General features: G+C 61.4%; 16 protein-coding genes. 12 read left to right on the top strand and 4 right to left on the bottom strand.

The genetic code is table 11. The features are described 5' to 3' along the window. Positions 1 to 72: 72 nt before the first annotated feature. On the bottom strand, positions 73 to 282 hold the full coding sequence (locus GHK62_RS14430; RefSeq protein WP_153439841.1) for a hypothetical protein: 210 nt from the start codon (positions 280 to 282) through the stop codon (positions 73 to 75). Here GHK62_RS14430 and GHK62_RS14425 point away from each other — a divergent pair. From GHK62_RS14425 to GHK62_RS14385, 9 genes are all read left to right on the top strand, one after another. After that, positions 281 to 1633 (top strand): adenylate/guanylate cyclase domain-containing protein, encoded by a 1353-nt coding sequence (locus tag GHK62_RS14425; protein ID WP_153439840.1) that lies wholly within the window; start codon positions 281 to 283, stop codon positions 1631 to 1633. The genes GHK62_RS14430 and GHK62_RS14425 overlap by 2 nt on opposite strands. Before the next feature lie 27 nt (positions 1634 to 1660). Beyond that, complete coding sequence (locus GHK62_RS14420) at positions 1661 to 2629, top strand: polysaccharide lyase family 20 protein (protein ID WP_153439839.1); 969 nt, start codon at positions 1661 to 1663, stop codon at positions 2627 to 2629. Positions 2630 to 2853: 224 nt separating this feature from the next. Continuing rightward, positions 2854 to 4746: an ABC transporter ATP-binding protein gene (locus GHK62_RS14415; RefSeq protein WP_153439838.1), complete on the top strand. Its 1893-nt coding sequence runs from the start codon at positions 2854 to 2856 to the stop codon at positions 4744 to 4746. Then, entirely contained in the window at positions 4743 to 6644 is a 1902-nt protein-coding gene (locus GHK62_RS14410; RefSeq protein ID WP_153439837.1) for an ABC transporter substrate-binding protein, read from the top strand. Before GHK62_RS14415 ends, GHK62_RS14410 begins: the two co-directional genes overlap by 4 nt. 1 nt (position 6645) lies before the next feature. Further along, the gene (locus tag GHK62_RS14405; protein WP_153439836.1) at positions 6646 to 7644 is read left to right on the top strand and encodes an ABC transporter permease; all 999 of its coding nucleotides are present in this window, start codon (positions 6646 to 6648) and stop codon (positions 7642 to 7644) included. Then, on the top strand, positions 7641 to 8816 hold the full coding sequence (locus GHK62_RS14400; RefSeq protein ID WP_184108599.1) for an ABC transporter permease: 1176 nt from the start codon (positions 7641 to 7643) through the stop codon (positions 8814 to 8816). Before GHK62_RS14405 ends, GHK62_RS14400 begins: the two co-directional genes overlap by 4 nt. 78 nt (positions 8817 to 8894) lie before the next feature. After that, on the top strand, positions 8895 to 10109 hold the full coding sequence (locus GHK62_RS14395; protein ID WP_153439835.1) for a glycosyltransferase family protein: 1215 nt from the start codon (positions 8895 to 8897) through the stop codon (positions 10107 to 10109). 4 nt (positions 10110 to 10113) lie between these two features. Beyond that, complete coding sequence (locus GHK62_RS14390) at positions 10114 to 11361, top strand: glycosyltransferase family 4 protein (protein ID WP_184108598.1); 1248 nt, start codon at positions 10114 to 10116, stop codon at positions 11359 to 11361. After that, entirely contained in the window at positions 11358 to 12521 is a 1164-nt protein-coding gene (locus tag GHK62_RS14385) for a glycosyltransferase family protein (protein WP_153439834.1), read from the top strand. The genes GHK62_RS14390 and GHK62_RS14385 overlap by 4 nt, the downstream gene beginning before the upstream one ends. Here GHK62_RS14385 and GHK62_RS14380 read toward each other — a convergent pair. Further along, positions 12499 to 13167 carry a class I SAM-dependent methyltransferase gene (locus tag GHK62_RS14380; protein ID WP_153439833.1) on the bottom strand — a complete coding sequence of 223 codons (669 nt, stop codon included), beginning with the start codon at positions 13165 to 13167 and terminating at the stop codon, positions 12499 to 12501. The two genes, GHK62_RS14385 and GHK62_RS14380, sit on opposite strands and share 23 nt — an antisense overlap. Positions 13168 to 13479: 312 nt before the next feature. On the opposite strand from GHK62_RS14380, the gene GHK62_RS14375 reads away from it, so the two are divergent. The 3 genes from GHK62_RS14375 (at position 13480) to GHK62_RS14365 (ending at position 17615) form a co-directional block, all read left to right on the top strand. Continuing rightward, entirely contained in the window at positions 13480 to 16191 is a 2712-nt protein-coding gene (locus GHK62_RS14375; RefSeq protein WP_153439832.1) for an ABC transporter transmembrane domain-containing protein, read from the top strand. Between the two features lie 92 nt (positions 16192 to 16283). Beyond that, entirely contained in the window at positions 16284 to 16748 is a 465-nt protein-coding gene (locus tag GHK62_RS14370) for a cyclic nucleotide-binding domain-containing protein (RefSeq protein ID WP_153439831.1), read from the top strand. Between the two features lie 117 nt (positions 16749 to 16865). After that, on the top strand, positions 16866 to 17615 hold the full coding sequence (locus tag GHK62_RS14365) for an FkbM family methyltransferase (protein ID WP_153439830.1): 750 nt from the start codon (positions 16866 to 16868) through the stop codon (positions 17613 to 17615). Between the two features lie 17 nt (positions 17616 to 17632). On the opposite strand, the gene cueR is transcribed toward GHK62_RS14365, so the two are convergent. Both cueR and GHK62_RS14355 read right to left on the bottom strand, forming a co-directional pair. Next, complete coding sequence (gene cueR / locus GHK62_RS14360; protein ID WP_153439829.1) at positions 17633 to 18100, bottom strand: Cu(I)-responsive transcriptional regulator; 468 nt, start codon at positions 18098 to 18100, stop codon at positions 17633 to 17635. A 96-nt stretch (positions 18101 to 18196) separates the two neighbouring features. Then, positions 18197 to 20617 (bottom strand): heavy metal translocating P-type ATPase, encoded by a 2421-nt coding sequence (locus GHK62_RS14355; RefSeq protein ID WP_234886907.1) that lies wholly within the window; start codon positions 20615 to 20617, stop codon positions 18197 to 18199. Positions 20618 to 20750: the final 133 nt, after the last annotated feature.

Genomic DNA, 20750 nt, shown 5'->3' with positions numbered 1-20750 from the left:
GCGCGTCGTATGCCGCCCCAACAATTGCAGGGTGCAATTCAACGGCCGACCTGGCGTACATTCGACGTGTGATTAAAAATTTCGAACGTCTCTGGAAATCGGGCTCGCCCGTGAATATCTCGGAGCAAGAAGACGCTGCGATAGAATCGCCGCAACTACTGCCGCCAGGCGCGGCAGACGCCGTTCGTTACAACGGGCATCACAGGTGGACGCGGCCTTGATTGCAAGGTCCGCGCGATAGCCGTCGGTGTTGACCGTCATGCCGATGATGAGGAATGCCATGAGCCCGATCAACAATAGCGTTGTTTCCGAAATTCTTCTGGACAAGGTCGCAGACTGGCTCATGCGAGCATCGTTGAGCGACGAGACGCTCGAAACGCTCGTGCGCGGCTTCTGCGAACGGCTGGCGGCGGCGGGCCTGCCGCTCATGCGCGTGCATCTCTCCTTCTCGATGCTGCATCCGCTTTACGACGCGCTCGGTTTTACCTGGTGGCGCGGCAAGGGCGTCGAGGTGAGCGGTTTGCGCCATGAGGAGCTGGCGCTCAATCCCGACCGGTTTCTGCGCAGCCCCTATTATTATCTGCTCAACAACAACCTCGATCACGTGAGGCGGCGCATCGATCCGACGGAGCCGTCGGAGTTTCCGATCTTCGATGAGCTGAAAGAGCATGGGGCCACCGACTATCTGGCCTTCATGCAGCCGCTCGGGACCGATTCCGACCATGGCATGGTGGGGTCCTGGACGACGGATCGCCACGGCGGCTTCAGCGACGACGTGATCGCGGCGTTGCTGAAGCTTCAGAATCATCTGGCGGTTGCCGCCAAGGTCGCGGTCCTCGGCAAGCTCGCCGACAACATGCTGACGACCTATCTCGGCGCCAACGCCGGGCGTCGCGTGATGAGCGGGCAGGTGCGACGCGGCGACGGCGAGACGGTCCGCGCCGTGCTGGTGATGGCGGACATGCGGGGATCGACCATGCTCGCCGAGAAGGAAGGTCGCCAGGCCTATATCGAGACGCTGAACGGCTTTTTCGATGCGATCGCGACGCCGTTCAACCGAAACGGCGGGCAGATCCTGAGCTTCGTTGGAGACGGGTTCATTGCAGTCTATCCATGCGGCCGCCACAAGGAACCATCGGAAATGGCGAGCCGCGAGGCGTTTGCGGCGGTGAGTGCCGCGACGGCGCGTGTGGCCGCGCTGAACGCGGAAAGGAAGAGACAGGGGCGCGATCCGATCGGCTATGGAATTGGCCTTCATGTCGGCAACGTCATGTTCGGCAATGTCGGGCTTCGTGACCGGCTGACCTTTTCCGTCTTCGGATCGGCGGTGAACGAGGTGCAGCGCCTGCAGAGTCTCACGAAAAAATACGCCCACAACGTCGTCGCCAGCGAAGCCTTCGTCAACTATTGCGGCGGCGACTGGGCGACGCTCGGACAGGAAAAACTGCGCGGCGTCCGCCAGAAATTCACCATCCTCTATCCCAAGGACGCAGCGCTTGCGGCGATTGCCGAGGAGCGTCCTGACGATGCAACTCAGGATGGACTTTCCGAGGCAGAGCATGTCATGTTGCTTTATCGCAATACGAAGCAGTCGCCGGGGCCACGCGGCCTCATCGACAAGATGCTGCAATAGATCGATGCTTGCTTTCAGGGAGGTTCGATGTTCCGCGTGGTTTTTCTGGCCGCAGCCCTTGCTGCGACAAGCATTGCGCATGCCCAATCGACGGAACCGCAACTGAACCCGGATCAGAAGCTCGTCGATGGCTTCGAGGGTACGGATTTTGCCCCCGAAGGCGGGCTCTACTATCGCGACAACTTTGAACAGAGCGCCGGCTCCTATGTCTTCCAGAGCGACGTCAAGCGCACCGGCAATGGTGGACTGCAACTGTCCATCGTGCCGAAATGCCCACAGCCGGAAGACGGATGCAGCGAGCGGGCGGAAATCTGGGAGAAGACCGCATTGCGCGTGCCTTACGACCAGGGCGTCTGGTACGGCTTTTCGGTCAAGTTCGCCGACCCCGTTCCGAGCGGAGACCATCGCTATCTCATTGCGCAATGGAAACGAGAAATCGATCACGGCGCCGACGGAGACTTCAGCCCGTTTCTGGCGTTCCGCATGAGCTTGGGTAAGCTCTTCGTTACCGTCGAGACCAATTATCTGCCGCCCGTGTCCACCGGGCCGGAGAACACGCCGGCGCACTGCGCGCCGGGGGAGGTGCCCGTCTGGCTTCGGCCGGAGCTCAACCAGATGCGCATGCTGGTCGCGGCCGATCCGAACTGGAAGCCCGAAGACGGTCGCCTTTTCAATTCATGCACAACGGGGATCACCGTCACCAATCATGGCAATCCGCTGCCGGACCCGAAGTCCGGCTGGATCGACTTTGCCGTCTTCACCAAGCCAGGACCCGACGGGTCCGGACACATCGAGCTGTTCGCCAATGGTCAGCCGGTCATTACCGTTAAGGGACATATCGGCCATGCGGATAAGGGGCTCGGCCGGAACCAGTATTTCAAGTTCGGGCCATATCGGGCTGCAGACACGACGAACTGGACACTTTACTATGACGATTTCCGCCGATCCTCGCGGTGTGCGGACGTCCTGACGAATGGCATTTGCCCGTTCTCATAGGCCGTATTGGCCGTCGAGCTGCAGCCCTCCCGGCGGCTCTGGGGGCGTGCTGGACAGCCCGTTTAAGCTAGGCTAGTCTTTTTTCGGTGTCGGACGCTATGGCATCGCCAACGGGGTGGAAACGCCTCGGATGGCAACGATGCGTAGAACCAAAAAAGGAGAGCGTCCATGTGCGTTTCGGGACAACGTACGACGCTCTGGGGTAGTGAGGGAAGCGTGCTGCAATGACATCAGGGGCGGACCTGCTACGGGTTGAGGGTCTGCGGATCACATTTTCCGTGCTTGGCGGCGAAGTCGAAGCCGTCAGGGGGGCGAATTTCAGGATTCTGCCGGGGAAGGTCACCGCGCTGGTCGGCGAGTCGGGATCCGGCAAGTCGGCGATCAGCCAGGCCATCATGGGCATTCTGCCGAGCGTTGCGAGTGTTGGCGGACGAGTCTTGTTCAATGACCCGGCCGCCGCGGGCAAGCCTGTCGATCTGCTCTCGCTCGACCGGGACGGGCGCGAGATCCAGGACATTCGCGGGGCGCGCATCAGCAAGATCTTCCAGGAGCCGATGACCTCATTGTCGCCGCTCCACACGATCGGGAACCAGATTTCCGAGGTGCTGACGACACACACCGATGCGGACAAGGAAGAGCGGAGAGCCAGGACCGAGCAGCTTCTGGGCTATGTTGGATTCTCCAATCCGTCGCGCGCTTACGATATGTACCCGTTCGAGTTATCCGGCGGGATGCGCCAGCGCGCAATGATCGCGATGGCGCTGATCTGTCGCCCGGCGCTCCTGATTGCCGATGAGCCGACAACCGCGCTCGATGTGACGGTGCAGGCGCAAATTCTCCAACTCCTGCGCGAGCTTCAGGCCAAGCTCAACATGGCCATGCTGTTGATCACGCACGACCTCGGCGTCGTTGCCAATATGGCCGACGAAGTCGTCGTCATCTATCACGGCGAGATCGTCGAGGCGGGGCCGGTCGATGCGATCTTCCGCAATCCCCAGCACCCCTATCTGAAGGGCCTGATGGCCGCTGTGCCGCACTTCGACATGAAGCCCGGAGAGCGGCTGAAGGCGCTGCGCGAGGTGCCGGTCAAGGCCGAAAACCTTCTCGGAAATCGACCGGCGCGCAAGACTTCCAACTCCGATGTCCTCATCTCCGTCCGTAACCTGTCGAAGACCTTCACCACCCGCAGCTCGGGCTGGTTCGGCAGCAAAGCTGCCGCCCAGCACCGCGCCGTTGACAATGTCAGCTTCGACATTCGCCGCGGCGAGTGCCTCGGGCTCGTCGGCGAAAGCGGCTGCGGCAAGACGACGGTAAGCAAGATCCTGATGCGCGCGGTGACGCCGGACGCCGGATCGATAACCTACGATGACGGCGGCAAGCCGGTCGACGTCCTGAAACTCGAGGGTTCGGCGCTGAAAGAGCTGCGCTCGAAAATCCAGATGGTCTTCCAGGACCCGGTCTCGTCGCTGTCGCCACGCATGACGGTCAAGAACATTCTCAGTGAGCCGCTTGAGATCCATGGACGTGGAACGCCGAAGTCGCGGATCGAAACCGTACGCTCGCTGCTTCAGGCGGTTGGCCTCGACCAGCGTTTCATCAATCGCTATCCGCATAGTTTCTCCGGCGGACAGAGGCAACGCATCGGTATTGCCCGCGCGCTCGCGCTCGTTCCGGAGCTCCTGATCTGCGACGAGCCCGTTTCAGCGCTCGATGTCTCGGTGCAGGCCCAGATTCTCAACCTTCTCAAGGATTTGCAGAAGGAATTGGGGCTGACTTCGCTCTTCATTTCGCACAACCTTGCGGTCGTGGACTACATGGCGGATCGGATCGCGGTGATGTGCGCGGGCCGGATCGTCGAGCTCGCGCCGCGTGAAGTGCTGATGCGCAATCCCGTACACCCCTATACGAAATCGCTGCTGGCGGCCGTCCCTTACCCCGATCTGGACCGGAAGCTCGATTTCGACGCCCTCCAGGCAAGCGGAGGCTCGGACACGCGGCGTTGGGGTGCACAGTTCTCGGACGATGGTGAGGAAGACGCCCTCTTTCCTGCGAATCTCGGCGGCGATCATTTCGTCCTTGCCCGAAAGTCGGTGGATGCAAGGGAGTTACGCCCATGATCACCCGGAGAACCGCGCTGGCGATGCTGGCGTCCACCGTTCTGCCGCCGCGGTTGCTGGCGGCGGGAACAGAGGCTGAGGCGCTCGCGCCGCTGGTGGCGGAAGGCAAGCTTCCTCCGCTGAATGAGCGGCTGCCGAAAACGCCGCGCGTGATCAATGTCGCGGCGAGAGGGCGTACGGCCGGCAAGTATGGCGGCGAGATCCGAAGCCTCATCGGCAGTGCCAAGGACATCCGCCTGATGACCGTCTACGGCTATTGCCGGCTGGTCGGCTTCGACGAAGAGCTCAAGCTCCAGGCCGACGTTCTCGAAAGCTACGAAACGGTCGAGGACCGCATCTTCACCTTGCGTCTGCGCGAAGGCCACAAGTGGTCGGATGGTACGCCGCTCACGACGGAAGACTTCCGCTACTGCTGGGAGGACGTGCTGCTCAACGAGGACCTCTCTCCGGCGGGGCTCCCGACGGCGCTCGTCATGGATGGCGAGGCTGGCAAGTTCGAGATCATCGACGAGCGCACCGTGCGCTATTCCTGGACGATGCCGAACCCGGACTTCCTGCAGAAGCTCGCCGCTCCGCAGCCCCTGATCATCGTCATGCCGTCCGCCTATCTCAAGCAGTTCCACAAGAAGTATCAGGACGAGGACAAGCTCAAGGCAACGATGAAGGAAGAGCGGGTCAAGAAGTGGAGCCAGCTGCACATGCGCATGGCACGCTCCTATCGCCCGGAAAATCCCGATCTGCCGACGCTTGACCCCTGGCGGAACACCACACCGCTTCCGGCCGAGCAGTTCGTTTTCGAGCGCAATCCCTATTTCCACCGGGTCGACGAAAACGGCCTGCAACTGCCCTATATCGACAAGTTCGTGCTGAACGTAAGTTCCTCCTCGCTCATTCCGGCGAAAACCGGCACGGGTGAAAGCGACCTGCAGGCGGCGGGCATCGATTTTGTCGACTACACTTTCCTGAAGGATGCCGAGAAGCGCTATCCGTTAAAGGTCAAGCTGTGGAAGAAGACGCAAGGGTCGCGTCTGGCGCTGCTTCCCAATCTCAATGCTTCCGATCCGATCTGGCGTCCGCTTCTGCAGGACGTCCGTTTCAGGCGAGCTCTGTCGTTGGCGATTAACCGGCGCGAAATCAACATGGCGGTCTTCTATGGCCTGACCAAGGAGAGTGCCGATACGGTGCTGCCGGATAGCCCGCTGTTCCGGCCCGAATTCGCAAATGCCTGGGTGGCATATGATCCGGATCAGGCCAACAGCTTGCTTGACGCGGCGGGTCTGGCGAAACGCGGCAGCGATGGGATCCGTATCCTGCCCGATGGACGGGCGGCGCAGATCGTCGTCGAGACGGCGGGCGAAAGCACGCTTGAGACCGATATTCTGCAGCTTATAACCGATTATTGGCGCGAGGTCGGCATTTCGCTCTTTATCCGGACCTCCCAGCGCGACACGTTCCGCAGTCGCGCTGTCGGCGGTGAGATCATCATGTCGATGTGGTTTGGCATCGATAACGGCGTTCCGACCGCGAACATGAATCCGGGCCAACTGGCACCGACGGCCGACGACCAGTTGCAGTGGCCCGTCTGGGGATTGAATTATCTGTCGCACGGCGAAATGGGCGAGGCGCCACAGCTGCCGCCTGTGGTCGAGCTCCTTGACCTGCTCAAGCGCTGGCGGCATTCGAGCACCGACGCGGAACGGACGGAAATCTGGAAATCGATGTTGTCGATCTACACCGATCAGGTCTTTTCGATCGGCCTCGTCAATGCATCGCTGCAGCCAATCGTCGTCTCCTCGAAGCTTCGCAACGTGCCGGAAGAGGCGCTCTACGGCTTCGACCCGACGGCCTATTTCGGCGTGTACAACCCCGACACCTTCTGGCTTGAACAGGATACCTGAGATGCTGCGATACATTCTCTGGCGTATTGCGGCGATGGTGCCGACCCTCCTGATCATCTCGGCCCTGGTGTTCACCATCATCGAACTGCCGCCGGGAGACTATTTCGAGAGCTACGTCGCCGAAATCAGGGCGCAGGGCGAAGGCGTCAACATGGAGCAGATCGAAGCTCTGCGCAAGGAATACGGCTTCGATCAACCGCCGCTGCTGCGTTACATCTACTGGGTCGGCGGCATGCTGCAGGGGGACTTCGGCTATTCGTTCGAATATGAACTGCCGGTGAGCGAGGTTGTCGGCGACCGGCTCTGGCTGACGATCCTTGTCTCCTTCTTCACCATCATGCTGACCTGGATCATTGCCTTTCCAATCGGCATCTATGCCGCGACCCACCAATACAGCTGGGGCGATTACGGGCTGTCGCTGATTGGCCTCATCGGCATTGCCGTACCGAACTTCATGCTGGCGCTCATTCTCATGTATTTCGCCAATATCTGGTTCGGCACCTCGATCGGCCATCTCATGGATCAGAAGTTTCTTTCGGAGCCGATGAGCTGGGCGAAGGCAAGGTCCATGCTCGAGCACATGTGGATACCTGTGATCATCATCGGCGCGGCGGGAACGGCGGGCATGATCCGGCGCCTCAGGGCCAACCTGCTCGACGAGCTTCAGAAGCAATATGTCGTCACCGCCCGGGCAAAGGGGCTCTCGCCCACACGGACGCTGGTCAAATATCCGTTGCGCATGGCACTCAACTTCTTCATCTCCGACATCGGTTCGATCCTGCCGGCGATCATCTCCGGCGCGGAAATCACGGCGATCGTTCTTTCGCTTGAAACCACGGGACCGATGCTGATCAAGGCGCTGCAGAGCCAGGACATGTATCTCGCCGGCTCGTTCCTGATGTTTCTCGCGTTTCTCACCGTCATCGGCGTGCTGATATCCGATCTGGCGCTCGCCATTCTCGATCCCAGAATCCGTCTGCAAGGCAGGAGTACGAAGTGACGTCACCTATACCGGCGCCCGGCGAACCTCTGCCGCATTACGTATCGACCGCACCGTTCGATCCCTATTCCGTCGAGGTGATGACGGAGGAGCAGGTGCGCGTGAACCAGGCGTCGCAACTGCGCCTGATGTGGTGGAAGTTCAAGCGGCACAAAGTGGCGCTCGCCTCCGGCATTTTCCTGGCAGCGCTCTACTTTATGATCCTCTTTTGCGAGTTTCTGGCGCCGTACAATCTGCATACGCGCAACGTCGATTTCATCTACGCGCCGCCGCAGACAGTCCGTCTTTTTCATGAGGGCTCATTTGTCGGTCCCTTCGTCTATGGCCGGACGATGACGCTGGACATGGCAACGCTGAAGCGGAACTACGCCGACAACCCCGCGGACGTCCAGCGGATCCGCTTCTTCTGCCGCGGCGACAGTTATCGTTTCTGGGGGCTTTTCGAGGGCAACCTGCATCTCGTCTGTCCTGCGGAGGGCGGTCAGCTCTTCCTGCTTGGAACCGACAGGCTCGGACGCGACGTGCTGTCGCGTATCATCTATGGCGCGCGGATTTCACTGACGATCGGTCTCCTCGGCATCACGGTCAGCTTCGTGCTCGGCATCGTCATCGGTGGGCTTGCGGGCTATCACGGCGGCGTTTTCGATCTCCTGGTGCAGAGATTGATCGAGGTGCTGCAGTCGATTCCGAGCATTCCGTTGTGGCTGTCGCTTGCGGCCATCATGCCGGCCACATGGAGCCCGATCCTCATCTATCTCGGCATCACCGTGATTCTCGGGCTTCTTGACTGGACCGGGCTTGCGCGGGCCGTCCGCTCGAAGCTGCTTGCGCTGCGCGAGGAGGACTATGTCCTTGCGGCGCAACTGATGGGTGCAAGGAGCAGCCGCATCATCGGGCGTCATCTCGTCCCGGGCTTCATGTCCCATCTTATTGCAACGGCGACGATCTCCATTCCCGGCATGATCCTCGGCGAGACTGCGCTGAGCTTCCTCGGGCTGGGACTGCGCCCGCCGATAACGAGCTGGGGCATCCTGCTGACGGAGGCAAAGAGCGTCAGCGTGATTGCTTTCTATCCCTGGCTGCTGTTTCCGACTATACCAGTCATTCTTGTGATTTTGGCGTTCAACTTCCTGGGAGATGGGTTGCGCGACGCCGCCGATCCCTACAAATAAGGCCGGCACTGCCTTTGACTGCCTGCGGGCGCTGCATCCTCTTGTAGCCCTTCTGATAATGAGCGAAAGGTTCTTCGCATGGTACGGCGTTTCGAGGATGCCCGGATCCTCATGTACAGCCACGACACTTTCGGCCTGGGTCACTTGCGGCGTTGCCGAACGATCGCGCATGCGCTGGTGGAAGATTATAGCGGGCTGCAGGTGCTGATCATCTCCGGCGCAACGATCGCCGGCGCTTTCGATTATCGTGCACGCGTCGACTTCGTGAAGATTCCGAGCGTCATCAAACTGAGAAACGGTGAGTACACCTCGCTCGACCGGCATATCGAACTGCACGAGACGCTGAAGATGCGCCAGTCGATCATCCGCTCGACGGCCGAGACGTTCAAGCCGGACATCTTCATCGTCGACAAGGAGCCCATGGGCCTGCGCAGCGAGGTCGAGGATACCCTCACCTATCTGAAGACCCATGGAACGAAGTTGGTGCTTGGGCTTCGCGAGATCATGGACGCACCGCACCTGCTCGAAGTCGAATGGAAGCGGCGCGACACCATGCGCAAGATCGAGCAGTTCTACGACACGATCTGGGTCTATGGGCCGCCGGATTTTTACGATCCGCTAGTCGGCCTGGACGTGCCCGCGGCCGTCCGCGACCGCATGAACTTCGTCGGTTTTCTGCAGCGAAGCGTTCCACATGACGGGCTGCCCGATCACAGGCCGGAGGGCGATTATATCCTCGTCACGACCGGCGGCGGCGGCGACGGCGCCGAACTCATTCATGATGTGATCCACGCCTATCAGCAGGACCCCGAACTGACGCACAATGCGCTCGTGGTGCTTGGGCCCTATATGCCGGCCAAGCAGCGCAACAAGCTGATCAAGAAGGGCGGCCGAATTCCCTTCATCAAGGTAATCGAGTTCGACAATCGCATGGAGGAATTGATCGCCGGCGCGAGAGGGGTCGTCTCGATGGGCGGCTACAACACCTATTGCGAGATCCTCTCCTTCGACAAGCCGGCCTTGATCGTGCCGCGTCTAGAGCCGCGGGAGGAGCAGTTGATCCGGGCTCGACGGGCGTCCGAACTTGGTCTCGTCGAGATGCTGCTTCCGCACGAAGCCGAGGATCCGCTGCGGTTCGCGGCTGCGTTGAAGGCTTTGCCTGGGCGTGCGCCCCCGTCGCGCGCTGCCAATGGCCTGAGGCTGGAAGGCCTTGTCCACATCTCCGAGCTTGTCGGCAGCTGGCTCGATCACAGATCGAAAGAGCACCTGAGCATCGTGAAGCAGTCGAGCTGAGCCAGTGTCGCCAAATCGCAAGATTGCCGTCATCCTGAAAGGTTACCCGCGCCTGTCGGAAACCTTTATTGCGCAGGAACTGCTCGGCCTCGAAAGGGCTGGGCACGAACTCGTTCTCGTCGCGCTCCGTCGTCCGACCGATGGCAAGCGCCATCCGGTGCACGACGAAATCCGGGCGAACGTCCACTATTTGCCGGAGTATCTGCATGAGGAGCCGTGGCGCGTGCTTCGCGCCGTGTTCCGATTGATGCCGAAAGCCGGGTTCTGGCGCGCGCTTGGTCCATTCCTTGTGGATCTCGTGCGCGACCCGTCGCGCAACCGTTTCCGGCGGTTTGGACAGGCGCTGGTGCTGGTTGCCGAATGGCCGGGCGCGGCGACCTGGCTTCACGCGCATTTCATCCACACGCCGGCCTCGGTGACCAACTATGCCAGCATAATCGCAGGCATCCCTTGGACCTGCTCCGCCCATGCCAAGGATATCTGGACGTCGGCCAACTGGGAGCTTTCCGGAAAACTCGACCGCGCCCGCTGGACCGTTACCTGCACGCGGAGCGGCTTTGAGCACCTGCAAAGCCTGACGCCCGAGAAGTCCCGGGTGCATCTGAGCTATCACGGCCTCGATCTCGACCGCTTCCCGGTCTATGGCGGTGACCATTCCCGCCGCGATGGCTCCGACCCGGCCGATCCGGTGCGGATCGTCAGCGTCGGACGCGCCGTCGCCAAGAAGGGCTACGACATCCTGCTGAAGGCGCTGTCGCTGCTGCCAGCCGATCTCAACTGGCGCTTTGACCATATCGGCGCAGGCGAACTGGCGGGCGAGCTCAAGCAGCTTGCCACCGAACTCGGCCTCGGCGATCGGGTCAGTTGGAAAGGTGCGCTCGACCAGACCGACGTGCTTCAGCACTACCGCGACAGCGACATCTTCGCGCTGGCGTGCCGGGTTGCGGCCAATGGCGATCGCGACGGTCTTCCGAACGTTCTGGTGGAAGCCTCAAGTCAGCGGTTGCCTTGCGTCTCGACATCCGTCTCGGGCGTTCCGGAATTGCTGACGGACTATCAGAACGGTCTCCTCGTGCCGCCCGAGGACCCGCGGGCGCTTGCCGCGGCAATCGAACGCCTGATTCGTGACCCGGATCTCAGGCGCGGGCTCGGCACTGCTGCCGAACAACGCGTTCGCGCCGAGTTCGACCATCACTCGAGCGTCACCCAATTGATCGGGCTCTTTCAAAGCGAGTGGAGCAAAGCCTCTTGAGCAATCGTCGCGTCTTCTTCTACGTGCAGCATCTGCTCGGCATCGGGCATCTGGCACGGGCGAGCCGTATCGCTAAAGCGTTGGCTGCCGACGGCTTCGAAGTCACGATGGTGACGGGCGGCGCACCCGTTCCCGGGTTTCCGGGCGAGGGCCTGGCGACGATCGCGCTGCCGCCGATATTAGCCGGCGACAAGGGCTTTTCGGGTCTTAGCGATGCCGACGGCAATCCGGTCACGAATGCTTTCCAGCAGCACCGCAAGAACCTGTTGATCCAGGCGCTGCATGCCGCAAAGCCCGATGTCGTCATCATCGAGGCTTTCCCGTTCGGTCGCAGACAGATGCGCTTCGAATTGCTGCCGCTGCTCGATGCCATCGCGGCAATGGAGCCGCGGCCGTTGGTGGCGACTTCGCTGCGCGACATCCTGCAGGAACGGGTGAAACCCGGCCGTACCGAGGAGACCGTGGATCTCGTAAAGGCGCATTTCGATCTTGTGCTCGTCCACGGCGATCCGGCCTTTGCGCGCCTTGAGGAAACCTTTCCGCTTGCGGGCGAGATCGCGGAAAAGGTAGCCTACACGGGTCTCGTCGCACCGCCGCCGCCGGCCGAAGCGAACGAGAACTTCGACATCGTGGTTTCGGCCGGTGGTGGTGCGGTCGGCAAGGACCTGATCAGTGCGGCACTCGGCGCCGCAGCGATGCTGCCAAAGGCGCTTCGCTGGTGCATCGTCACCGGCCCGAACCTGCCGCAAGGCGACTTCGACGTTCTCGCCGCGGCAGCTCCCGCCGGGGTCAGCCTCTTCCGCTTTCGCCAGGATTTTGCGGGCCTGCTCGCGGGCGCGCGGCTCTCCGTCTCGCAGGCAGGATACAACACCGTGTGCGACATTCTTCGCGCCGGCTGCGGCTCGTTGCTCATTCCCTTCACGGCGGCCGGCGAAACCGAGCAGAGCACCCGCGCAGCACGGCTCGAAAGGCTCGGCCTCGCGGGCGTCCTGCCGGAGGAAGGCATCACGTCCGACCGGCTCGCACGGGACATTGAGGCGATGCTTGCGCGGCCGAAGCCGGAGATCCCGCCGCTCGATCTTACCGGCGCTGCCAGGACTGCAGCGATCCTGAGGGAAGAACTGCGGCAGCGGGTGGTCAGACCGCCCCGATCAGCATGAAGCGATTGTATTTCTTCATCGGCAACGCGCCTGCGAAATCGAGCTTCGCAAGACCGGCCCGCGTCTGGAATTCCTCGAGCGAGGCTACGCAGCTTACATGCGTCGGTTCGCTGAAGTAGTCGTTCGACTGTAAGAGGACGCGAGCCCCCGGAGGAAGGAGCTCAAGCCAGAGCTTGAGATCGGCAATGTGCTCGCAACTCGTGTTGACGATCAGGTCGGCTCCGATTGTTCGATAGTCGAGAGCGTACATATCGGCGGTGATCGCGCGGAAACGGTCACCATGTGCTGAATTGAGCGTGCGTGCGACCTCTTCCACCGCGGGATCGATGTCGTAACTGTCGATGGCGCGGATGGTGAAGCGCGTGTCTTCGAAAAGAATCGCGGGCAGAACGCCGTACCAGCCGCCCAAAACCGCAATCCGGCCGAAGGTCGAGCCGACGCTTTCGAGCAGCTTGTCACGTGCCCAGATCTTGCAGCCGACCTGCTTATAGTTGAACGCGTTGGCGATGTCCGCATCCCGATGCTGGGCGATTACCCTGCCTATCCCCTCCACGACGGCGCTACCGGAATAGGCAGCGATCCCGCGCACGAGATCATAGGCGTTCTCGTGCCAATCTTCGGGTGGAGTATGGGTGGCATGCATCATAAGGCTGTTGTAAGCTTGCGAATAGGCGAGTGCAAGCCACGCGCGAGTATACCTCGATCCGCGGATGCCCGCCACGTCTGCAAGGAACCGTCGGGGCTTTGCTGAAGGGGCGATCTGTTCGACGGATGTTACTCGTGGTTCGTGTCCGCTTGACATGGGGCAGGGCTCTGCTCTCATGCCGGGCAGTCACGATTCCGTGGATGAAGCGCGAGTCCATTGAAGATTTGATGGACTGGAACCATTTGCGACGGAAGGCTGCCGGCCCGATCGGCCCGGCGATCCCGTATTTAAGTTAGGTTGTATTGCCAGCACATGGAAACACGTCTTTCCCGCTACATCTGGACTCACACCAGCAAGCAGCAGCTTTGGATCCTGCTGGTCGTCGCGCTGTCGATGATACCCTACTTCCTGTCCTTCGATCTTCCCAAGCAGATCGTCAACGGACCGATTCAGGGCGAGGGTTTCGAAGGACCCGCGTCGACCCAGGCCTTCCTGCCGATTTCCTTCAACCTGCCCGGTTTCGGCGAGATCGACCTGTTTTCGGGCTTTCAACTTGAGCGGGAGGGAATGCTGCTTGCCCTCAGCCTTGTCTTCCTGCTGCTCGTCATCATCAACGGGCTCTTCAAGTTCTACATCAACACCTACAAGGGCCGGCTCGGCGAGCGACTCCTGCGGCGCATCCGCTTCGAGCTCGTCGACCGGGTGCTGCGCTTTCCGCCCAGTCACTTCAAGCGCGTGAAGCCTGCCGAAATCTCGACCATGATCAAGGACGAGGTCGAGCCGCTCGGCGGGTTCACCGGCGATGCCTTCGTGCAGCCGGCGCTCCTCGGCGGCCAGGCTTTGACGGCGCTGATTTTCATTCTGCTCCAGAGCCTGTGGCTGGGTCTCCTTGCCGCCTTCATCGTCGCGATACAGGCAGTGATCATTCCACGCATGCGCCGGCGGCTGATCGTGCTCGGACGCGAGCGCCAGCTGACGGCGCGCCAATTGTCGGGAAGGGTCGGCGAGATCGTCGACGGCATAGGGACCATTCGCGGGCACGACACGTCCAATTATGAAAGAGCCGACATTGCTGCCCGCCTCGGCCGGATATTCAAGATCCGCTACGACCTCTATCAGTGGAAGTTCCTGGTCAAATTCCTGAATAACTTCCTGGCTCAGGTCACCCCATTCCTGTTCTACTCGATCGGCGGCTACTTCGCCTTGCACGGCCAGCTCGATATTGGCCAGCTCGTTGCGGTGATCGGTGCCTACAAAGACCTGCCGGGACCGCTGAAAGAACTCATCGATTGGGATCAGGCGCGCCAGGACGTGCAGGTCAAATACGCCCAGGTCGTCGAGCAGTTCAGCGTCGAGCCGCTGATCGATCCGAGTGTCCAGGCGATCTCGGTAACCTCCGTGGCGCCGATCACGGCGACCCTTGCAGCCGTCAATCTTTCCGTTGCCGATGATGGCGGCTCGAAGGTCATAGAACACGTGTCGCTGCAGGTGCGCCCCGGCGAGGCCATCGCGATTACGGGCGGCTCTACCGGCGGGGGAGAGGCACTCGCCGAAGCCTTCGGACGTCTCATATGGCCCGAAGGCGGCAGGATCGTCGTCGGCGACGACGATATCCACGACCTGCCGGAATCGGTCGTCGGGCGGCGAATTTCCTATGCCTCATCGGAGGTATTCACCTTCCAGGGGAGCCTCGGCGATAACCTGCTCTACGGGCTCAAGCACGCGCCGCTGACAGAGGTGGTTTACGAGGGCGACAAGGCCGCCCACCGTCGGTGGGAATTGCTGGAAGCGAAGCTTGCCGGCAATCCCTCGCTCGACGTCAACAGCGACTGGATCGATTACGAAGCCGCAGGTGCAACCGGCCCGGATGACCTCTTCGGGAAGGTCAGAGCCGTGCTCGACACGGTGCTTCTCACAAACGACATCATGGCGCTTGCCGTCCGCTCGACAATCGATCCCGCGCAGCACGAAGCCTTTGCGGGTGAGATCGTGGCGATGCGCGGGGCCCTTCGCAGGCGTCTCGAGGCGGAGAAGCTCAGTGATCTGGTCGTGTTCTTCGAGCCTGGTTCCTACAATGTCGAGGCGACCATCGGGGAAAACCTGCTCTTCGGGACGGTGACCGATCAGGCGCGGTGGGAAATCGCACTTGAAAGCCACCCGTTCTTCAAGACGGTCTTGAAGCGGGCCGGTCTGCACGAGAGCTTCTACGAAATGGGACTGGAAATCGCCGGCAACGTCGTCGAACTGTTCCGCGACCTGCCTCCGGACCACCCGTTCTTCCAGCAGCTCACCTTCATGTCGGCGGAAGAGATCCCGACCTACGAAGCGCTTCTCCAGAAAGTAAGGGGACGAGCGATCGACGAAGTCTCCGAGGATGATGCCATCAAGATCATCCGCCTGTGCTTCGGTTACATCGAGCCACGCCACCGCTTCGGCCTGCTGTCCGAAGAACTGATGTCTCAGATCGTCGCGGCGCGCCAGGAGTTCAGCGAAGGTCTGCCCGAGGATCTCGTCGGCATCATCGAGCACTATCAGCCGAACCGTTATATGGCATCGTCCAGCATCATCGATAATGTGCTTTTCGGCCGTATCGGCCACAGGCACACCGACGGCTCCGAGAGAATCCGCGCGATCGTGCGCGACCTCTTCGAAACGCTCGGACTTTACAATGACGTGCTTGCCTTCGGACTCGACTTCGACGTCGGCGCCGGCGGCAAGCGGTTGACGGCGGGCCAGCGGCAGAAGCTCAACCTTGCGCGTGCATTGATCCGCATGTCGGACTTCTACATCTTCAATCAGCCGCTGCTCGCGCTCGACCAGCGAGCACAGGAGCAGATCACCCGCAACGTCTTTGCCTTCCTGAGGCAGGAAGACCGCAAGCCGGCGATCGTCTGGGTACTCGCCAACCCGGCTCTTTCGGAGTTGTTCGATCGCCGGGCCCACTTCGAAAACGGCCATCTTATAAGCGACGAAGCTGTGGAAACATCTGCGAAAGACAGCGACTACAAGGAACTGGCATCTTGATGTAATATTAATGTGAGGGAGCAAGCATATTTCCCCATTTCAAGGGGCGGGAGGTGCTTATGCTCGCGACACACTCGGAGAAACGGACTGTCATGCTCCTAAAAGACGAAGTGGAAATGCTGCGCCGGATCACACTGTTTTCCGGCTTGCCGCCAGCCAAGCTCAAACTTCTGGCGTTCACCTCCGACAGGGTAATGTACAGCGCGGGAGAAAGTCTCTTTCATCAGGGCGATATCGGCGATGCCGCCTATGTGATCCTTTCCGGGCGAGCCGATGTCTTGGTTGCAACGCCAACCGGGCAATTGAAGGTCGCCGAGGTGGAGCAGAATTCGATCGTCGGTGAAATCGCCATTCTCTGCAACACGCCGCGCACGGCGACGGTCAAGACCAGCTCGGCCCTCGAGGCGCTGCGCATTCGCAAGGACGATTTCTTGAAATTGCTGGCGGACTTCCCGGAGATGGCGGTGGAAATCATGCGCGTGCTCGCCGACCGTCTCAGCCAGACTACCTCCGAACTCACTGAAGCGCGCAGCCGCGCCCAGCGGGCAGAGGCGTAAGCGCCATTGGGTCGTTCTTGAACGGCACACCTTGGCGGTGTCGCTCTGACTCTTTGTTTACCGCGTTCTCAGCGGGACCGCTTCACACGTCGCCCCGAAATGCACTAAAGAGGCGCGATGCGCGCGATAACCTATTTTCAGAAGACAGTTTATTTCCCCGACAAGCCGGAGAAGGCGCGCTTCTTTGCCCGGCTGCAAGGCGGGCAATGGGAGCCCGGTACATTCCGCAATATCGAGCGACTCGTCGACGGTACCACGACCTTCATCGATATCGGCGGCTGGATCGGCGTGACACCCTATTGGGCGGCGCAGATCGCCGACAATGTCATTACCGTCGAGCCCGATCCGGTGTGCTTCGGGATACTCTCCGAGATGCAGCGCGAGAATACGGGCGAAGTGAAGCTTATCAACGCGGCGCTCTCTCAGGATGAATGCCTGGTGCTGCACTCGGTCGGCGGCGGCTTCGGCAGCTCCGAAACCTCGGCGCTGATTGCCGACGACACCGGTCTGGCCGTCACGGCGCAAACCGTCACCATTCCTGACCTTCAGAAAATGGCGAGGACGGAGCGGCTCTGCTTCAAGATCGACATCGAAGGCTACGAATACAAGGCCCTCGACCAGTTTCGGGCGATCGACCGCAAGAGAACGGCGGGTGTGCTGATCGCGGTGCATCCGCAGATCCTCGCCGCCTCGCTCTCCGGTCCGCGTTTTTTACGCGCGCTTCGAACGATCGCCGCCACGGTGCGTCTCATCCGGAGCTTTCGCGGGTTCAGGCTCGAAAATCCGTCCGCCATCTGGGCGGCGATCCGCAAATCGGTCTCCCGGCGCGAGTTCAGGGGCTTCGATCTGCTTTTCGTGGCGAAATAATCCTCAGCAGCCGAGAATCATCGTGACCTGACCCGCATGGGGTCGATGCCATTTCGGCCGAAGCGGGCCGGTTCCTGGACCTTGACGGAGTTCACCTTCGCGTCGGCAAGGTCGTCGAGGATCGGACAATCCGGCCGCTCGTCGCCGTGGCAATGGGCGGCAAGATGCTTGAGCGTCCGGCTCATGGCCTTCAGTTCTTCAGCCTTGCGTTCCAGGATTTCCACCTGGTCGAGCGCGATCTTCTTGACCTCGCTGCTGGAGCGCGAGCGGTCCCGCCAGAGCGCCAGAAGATCCGCCATTTGCTCGACCGTGAAGCCGAGATCGCGAGCACGGCGGATGAAGCGCAGCGTATGGACGTCCTTGTCGCCATAGTTGCGGTAACCGGATTCGCTGCGGCTGGCCGGAGGAATAAGGCCGATCGTCTCGTAGTAGCGGATCATTTTCGTCGAGACGCCGGAGGCGCGCGCGACATCGCCGATATTCATGACATCACCATTTTCTAGCGGTAAAGCTTGCCGCTGATATAGGAACTTCGCATGCGAGGCGCCAATGGCGCCCAGCATCATCGAACGGCGGCAGCCTCACGCGAAAGGCCTCCTGAACCGCTTGAGACGCAGCGCATTGCCGACCACAAAGACGCTGGAAAGTGCCATCGCGCCGGCCGCAAAGATGGGCGAAAGCAACATGCCGTAGGCCGGATAAAGCACGCCGGCGGCGACCGGTATCAGCACCATATTATAGGCGAAGGCCCAGAACAGGTTCTCCTTGATGTTGCGGATCGTTGCCTTGGAAAGCGCGATGGCATTCGGCACGCCGAGGAGATCGCCGGACATCAGCACGACGTCGGCGCTCTCGATGGCGACATCCGTCCCGGTGCCGATCGCCAGCCCGACATCGGCTGCGGCGAGCGCCGGCGCATCGTTGATGCCGTCGCCGACGAAGGCGACATTGCGCCCTTCCGCCTTCAGCCGCATCAGGGCGGCGACCTTTCCGTCCGGCAGGACCTCGGCAACGACCTCGTCGATTCCGAGCTTGCGCGCGATCGCCTCCGCCGTGCGGCGGTTGTCTCCGGTGATCATCGCGATCCTGAGGCCAAGCTGATGCAGCATGCGGATCGCCTGCGGCGTCGTTTCCTTGATCGGATCGGCGACGGCGATGATCGCCGCGAGCTTGCCGTCGACCGCCGCATAAAGCGGGCTCTTGCCTTCGTCGCCAAGACGGCGGGCGTGATCGGCGAAGACAGCGATGTCGATGCCCTCGCGCGCCATCAGCCGGTCGGCCCCGACCAGGACCGTGTGTCCGAAAACATTGGCGCGAGTCCCGAAACCAGGGATCGCCTCGAAATGCTTCGCTTCGCTGATCGTCAAATCCGCATTCCTCGCCGCAGAAACGATAGCCTCCGCGATCGGATGCTCGGAACGCGCTTCGACGCTGGCGATGAGCGCAAGGACGGAATTGCTGTCAAAGCCCGCAGCGGCTTCGAGGTCGGTCAGCTCGGGCCGGCCCCGGGTCAAGGTACCGGTCTTGTCGACCGCGATGATTTCGGCATTGCGCAACGTCTGCAAGGCTTCGCCCTTGCGGAAGAGCACGCCCATTTCGGCGGCACGGCCGGTTCCGACCATGATGGAGGTGGGCGTTGCGAGCCCCATCGCGCAAGGGCAGGCGATGATGAGGACGGCAACGCCGTTGACGAGCGCGAAGGTCAGCGCAGGATCTGGGCCGAAGACGAGCCAGACGAGGAACGTTGCAAAGGCGATCGCCATGACCGCGGGCACGAACCAGGCGGTGACGCGATCGACGAGCGACTGGATCGGTAGCTTCGCGCCCTGCGCCTGTTCGACCATGCGGATGATCTGCGCCAGCACCGTATCCGCTCCGACCTTGGTGGCGCGGAAGCTGAAGGCACCGGTCTTGTTGATCGTACCGCCGACGACTTCGGCTCCGTCCGCTTTCTGGACTGGGACCGGCTCGCCGGTGATCATCGATTCATCGACATAGGAGTTGCCTTCGACGACCACGCCATCGACGGCGATCCTTTCGCCGGGGCGCACGACAACGACGTCACCGGCATGCACATCGGCAATCGCAATCTCCACCGTTTCGCCATTGCGGATGACGCGGGCCGTCTTCGGCTGGAGCCCCATGAGGTGCCTGATTGCCTCTGACGTGCGGCCTTTGGCGCGCGCTTCGAGGAACCGGCCAAGCAGGATCAGCGTGACGATCACGGCCGCCGCTTCATAGTACACATTGGCGGTGTCGGCCGGCAGCAGGTCCGGCGCGAAGGTTGCAACCACGGAGTAAATCCAGGCGGCAAACGCGCCGATCGCGACCAGCGAGTTCATATCCGGCGCCGCTCTAAGGAGCGCCGGCACGCCCTTCTGGAAAAAGCGGAGGCCCGGACCGAAGAGAGCAAGCGACGCGAGCACGAACTGCAGATACCAGCTTTCCTGCATGCCGATGCGGATCATGACGAAATCGTGGATCGCCGGGATGAAATGCGATCCCATCTCGAGCACGAAAATAGGGAGCGTCAGAATGGCGGCGATCGTGAGAGAGAGCTTCAGGCGACGGCTTTCCCGTTCGCGTTTCTCCGTTTCCTGATCAGCATCCTGCTTGCCGGCGATGCGCCGGGCGTCGTAGCCGGCGTTACGCACGGCTTCGACCAGCATATCGACGGAGGCAAGCCCTTTGACGACGCGAACGGTGGCCTTCTCGCTGGCAAGATTGACACTCGCCTCCACGGTTCCGGGAACGGTCCTCAGCGCCTTCTCGATGCGGGCGACGCAGGATGCACAAGTCATGCCGTCGATGGCGAGCTCTATCAGCTCTTCGGAGGCGCCATAGCCGGTATTCTCGATCGCCTTGACGATATCGGCGGGGCTCGCCGTTGCGTCGAAGCGCACATCCGCCCGCTCCGTGGCGAGATTGACGGAAGCTGACATGACGCCCGGCACCGCGCGTATGGCTTTTTCCACTCTCGCGACGCAGGAGGCACAGGTCATGCCCTCCACGGCGATGCTGGCCGTTCGTCCCGACCCGGCAATCGGTTCAGCATTTCTTGTTTGGATGATCGTCGCGGATCCCATGATCGCGCTCCTTGCAATGCGACTGCGAACGAAGGTGAGGCCTCCTAGG

This window comes from Sinorhizobium terangae (assembly GCF_009601505.1).
Classification (GTDB): Bacteria; Pseudomonadota; Alphaproteobacteria; order Rhizobiales; family Rhizobiaceae; genus Sinorhizobium; species Sinorhizobium terangae.
Note: the sequence above shows the minus strand (reverse complement) of the source record. Positions and strands in the feature narration are given on the sequence as shown.

Bases quoted from the DNA above. Each gene is read 5' to 3' on its own strand.
- GHK62_RS14425 (WP_153439840.1), top strand. From the start codon at position 281: ATGAGCCCGATCAACAATAGCGTTGTTTCCGAAATTCTTCTGGACAAG.
- GHK62_RS14430 (WP_153439841.1), bottom strand. From the start codon at position 282: ATGGCATTCCTCATCATCGGCATGACGGTCAACACCGACGGCTATCGC.
- GHK62_RS14420 (WP_153439839.1), top strand. From the start codon at position 1,661: ATGTTCCGCGTGGTTTTTCTGGCCGCAGCCCTTGCTGCGACAAGCATT.
- GHK62_RS14415 (WP_153439838.1), top strand. From the start codon at position 2,854: ATGACATCAGGGGCGGACCTGCTACGGGTTGAGGGTCTGCGGATCACA.
- GHK62_RS14410 (WP_153439837.1), top strand. From the start codon at position 4,743: ATGATCACCCGGAGAACCGCGCTGGCGATGCTGGCGTCCACCGTTCTG.
- GHK62_RS14405 (WP_153439836.1), top strand. From the start codon at position 6,646: ATGCTGCGATACATTCTCTGGCGTATTGCGGCGATGGTGCCGACCCTC.
- GHK62_RS14395 (WP_153439835.1), top strand. From the start codon at position 8,895: ATGGTACGGCGTTTCGAGGATGCCCGGATCCTCATGTACAGCCACGAC.
- GHK62_RS14380 (WP_153439833.1), bottom strand. From the start codon at position 13,167: ATGATGCATGCCACCCATACTCCACCCGAAGATTGGCACGAGAACGCC.
- GHK62_RS14375 (WP_153439832.1), top strand. From the start codon at position 13,480: ATGGAAACACGTCTTTCCCGCTACATCTGGACTCACACCAGCAAGCAG.
- GHK62_RS14370 (WP_153439831.1), top strand. From the start codon at position 16,284: ATGCTCCTAAAAGACGAAGTGGAAATGCTGCGCCGGATCACACTGTTT.
- GHK62_RS14365 (WP_153439830.1), top strand. From the start codon at position 16,866: ATGCGCGCGATAACCTATTTTCAGAAGACAGTTTATTTCCCCGACAAG.
- cueR (WP_153439829.1), bottom strand. From the start codon at position 18,100: ATGAATATCGGCGATGTCGCGCGCGCCTCCGGCGTCTCGACGAAAATG.
- GHK62_RS14355 (WP_234886907.1), bottom strand. From the start codon at position 20,617: ATGACCTGTGCCTCCTGCGTCGCGAGAGTGGAAAAAGCCATACGCGCG.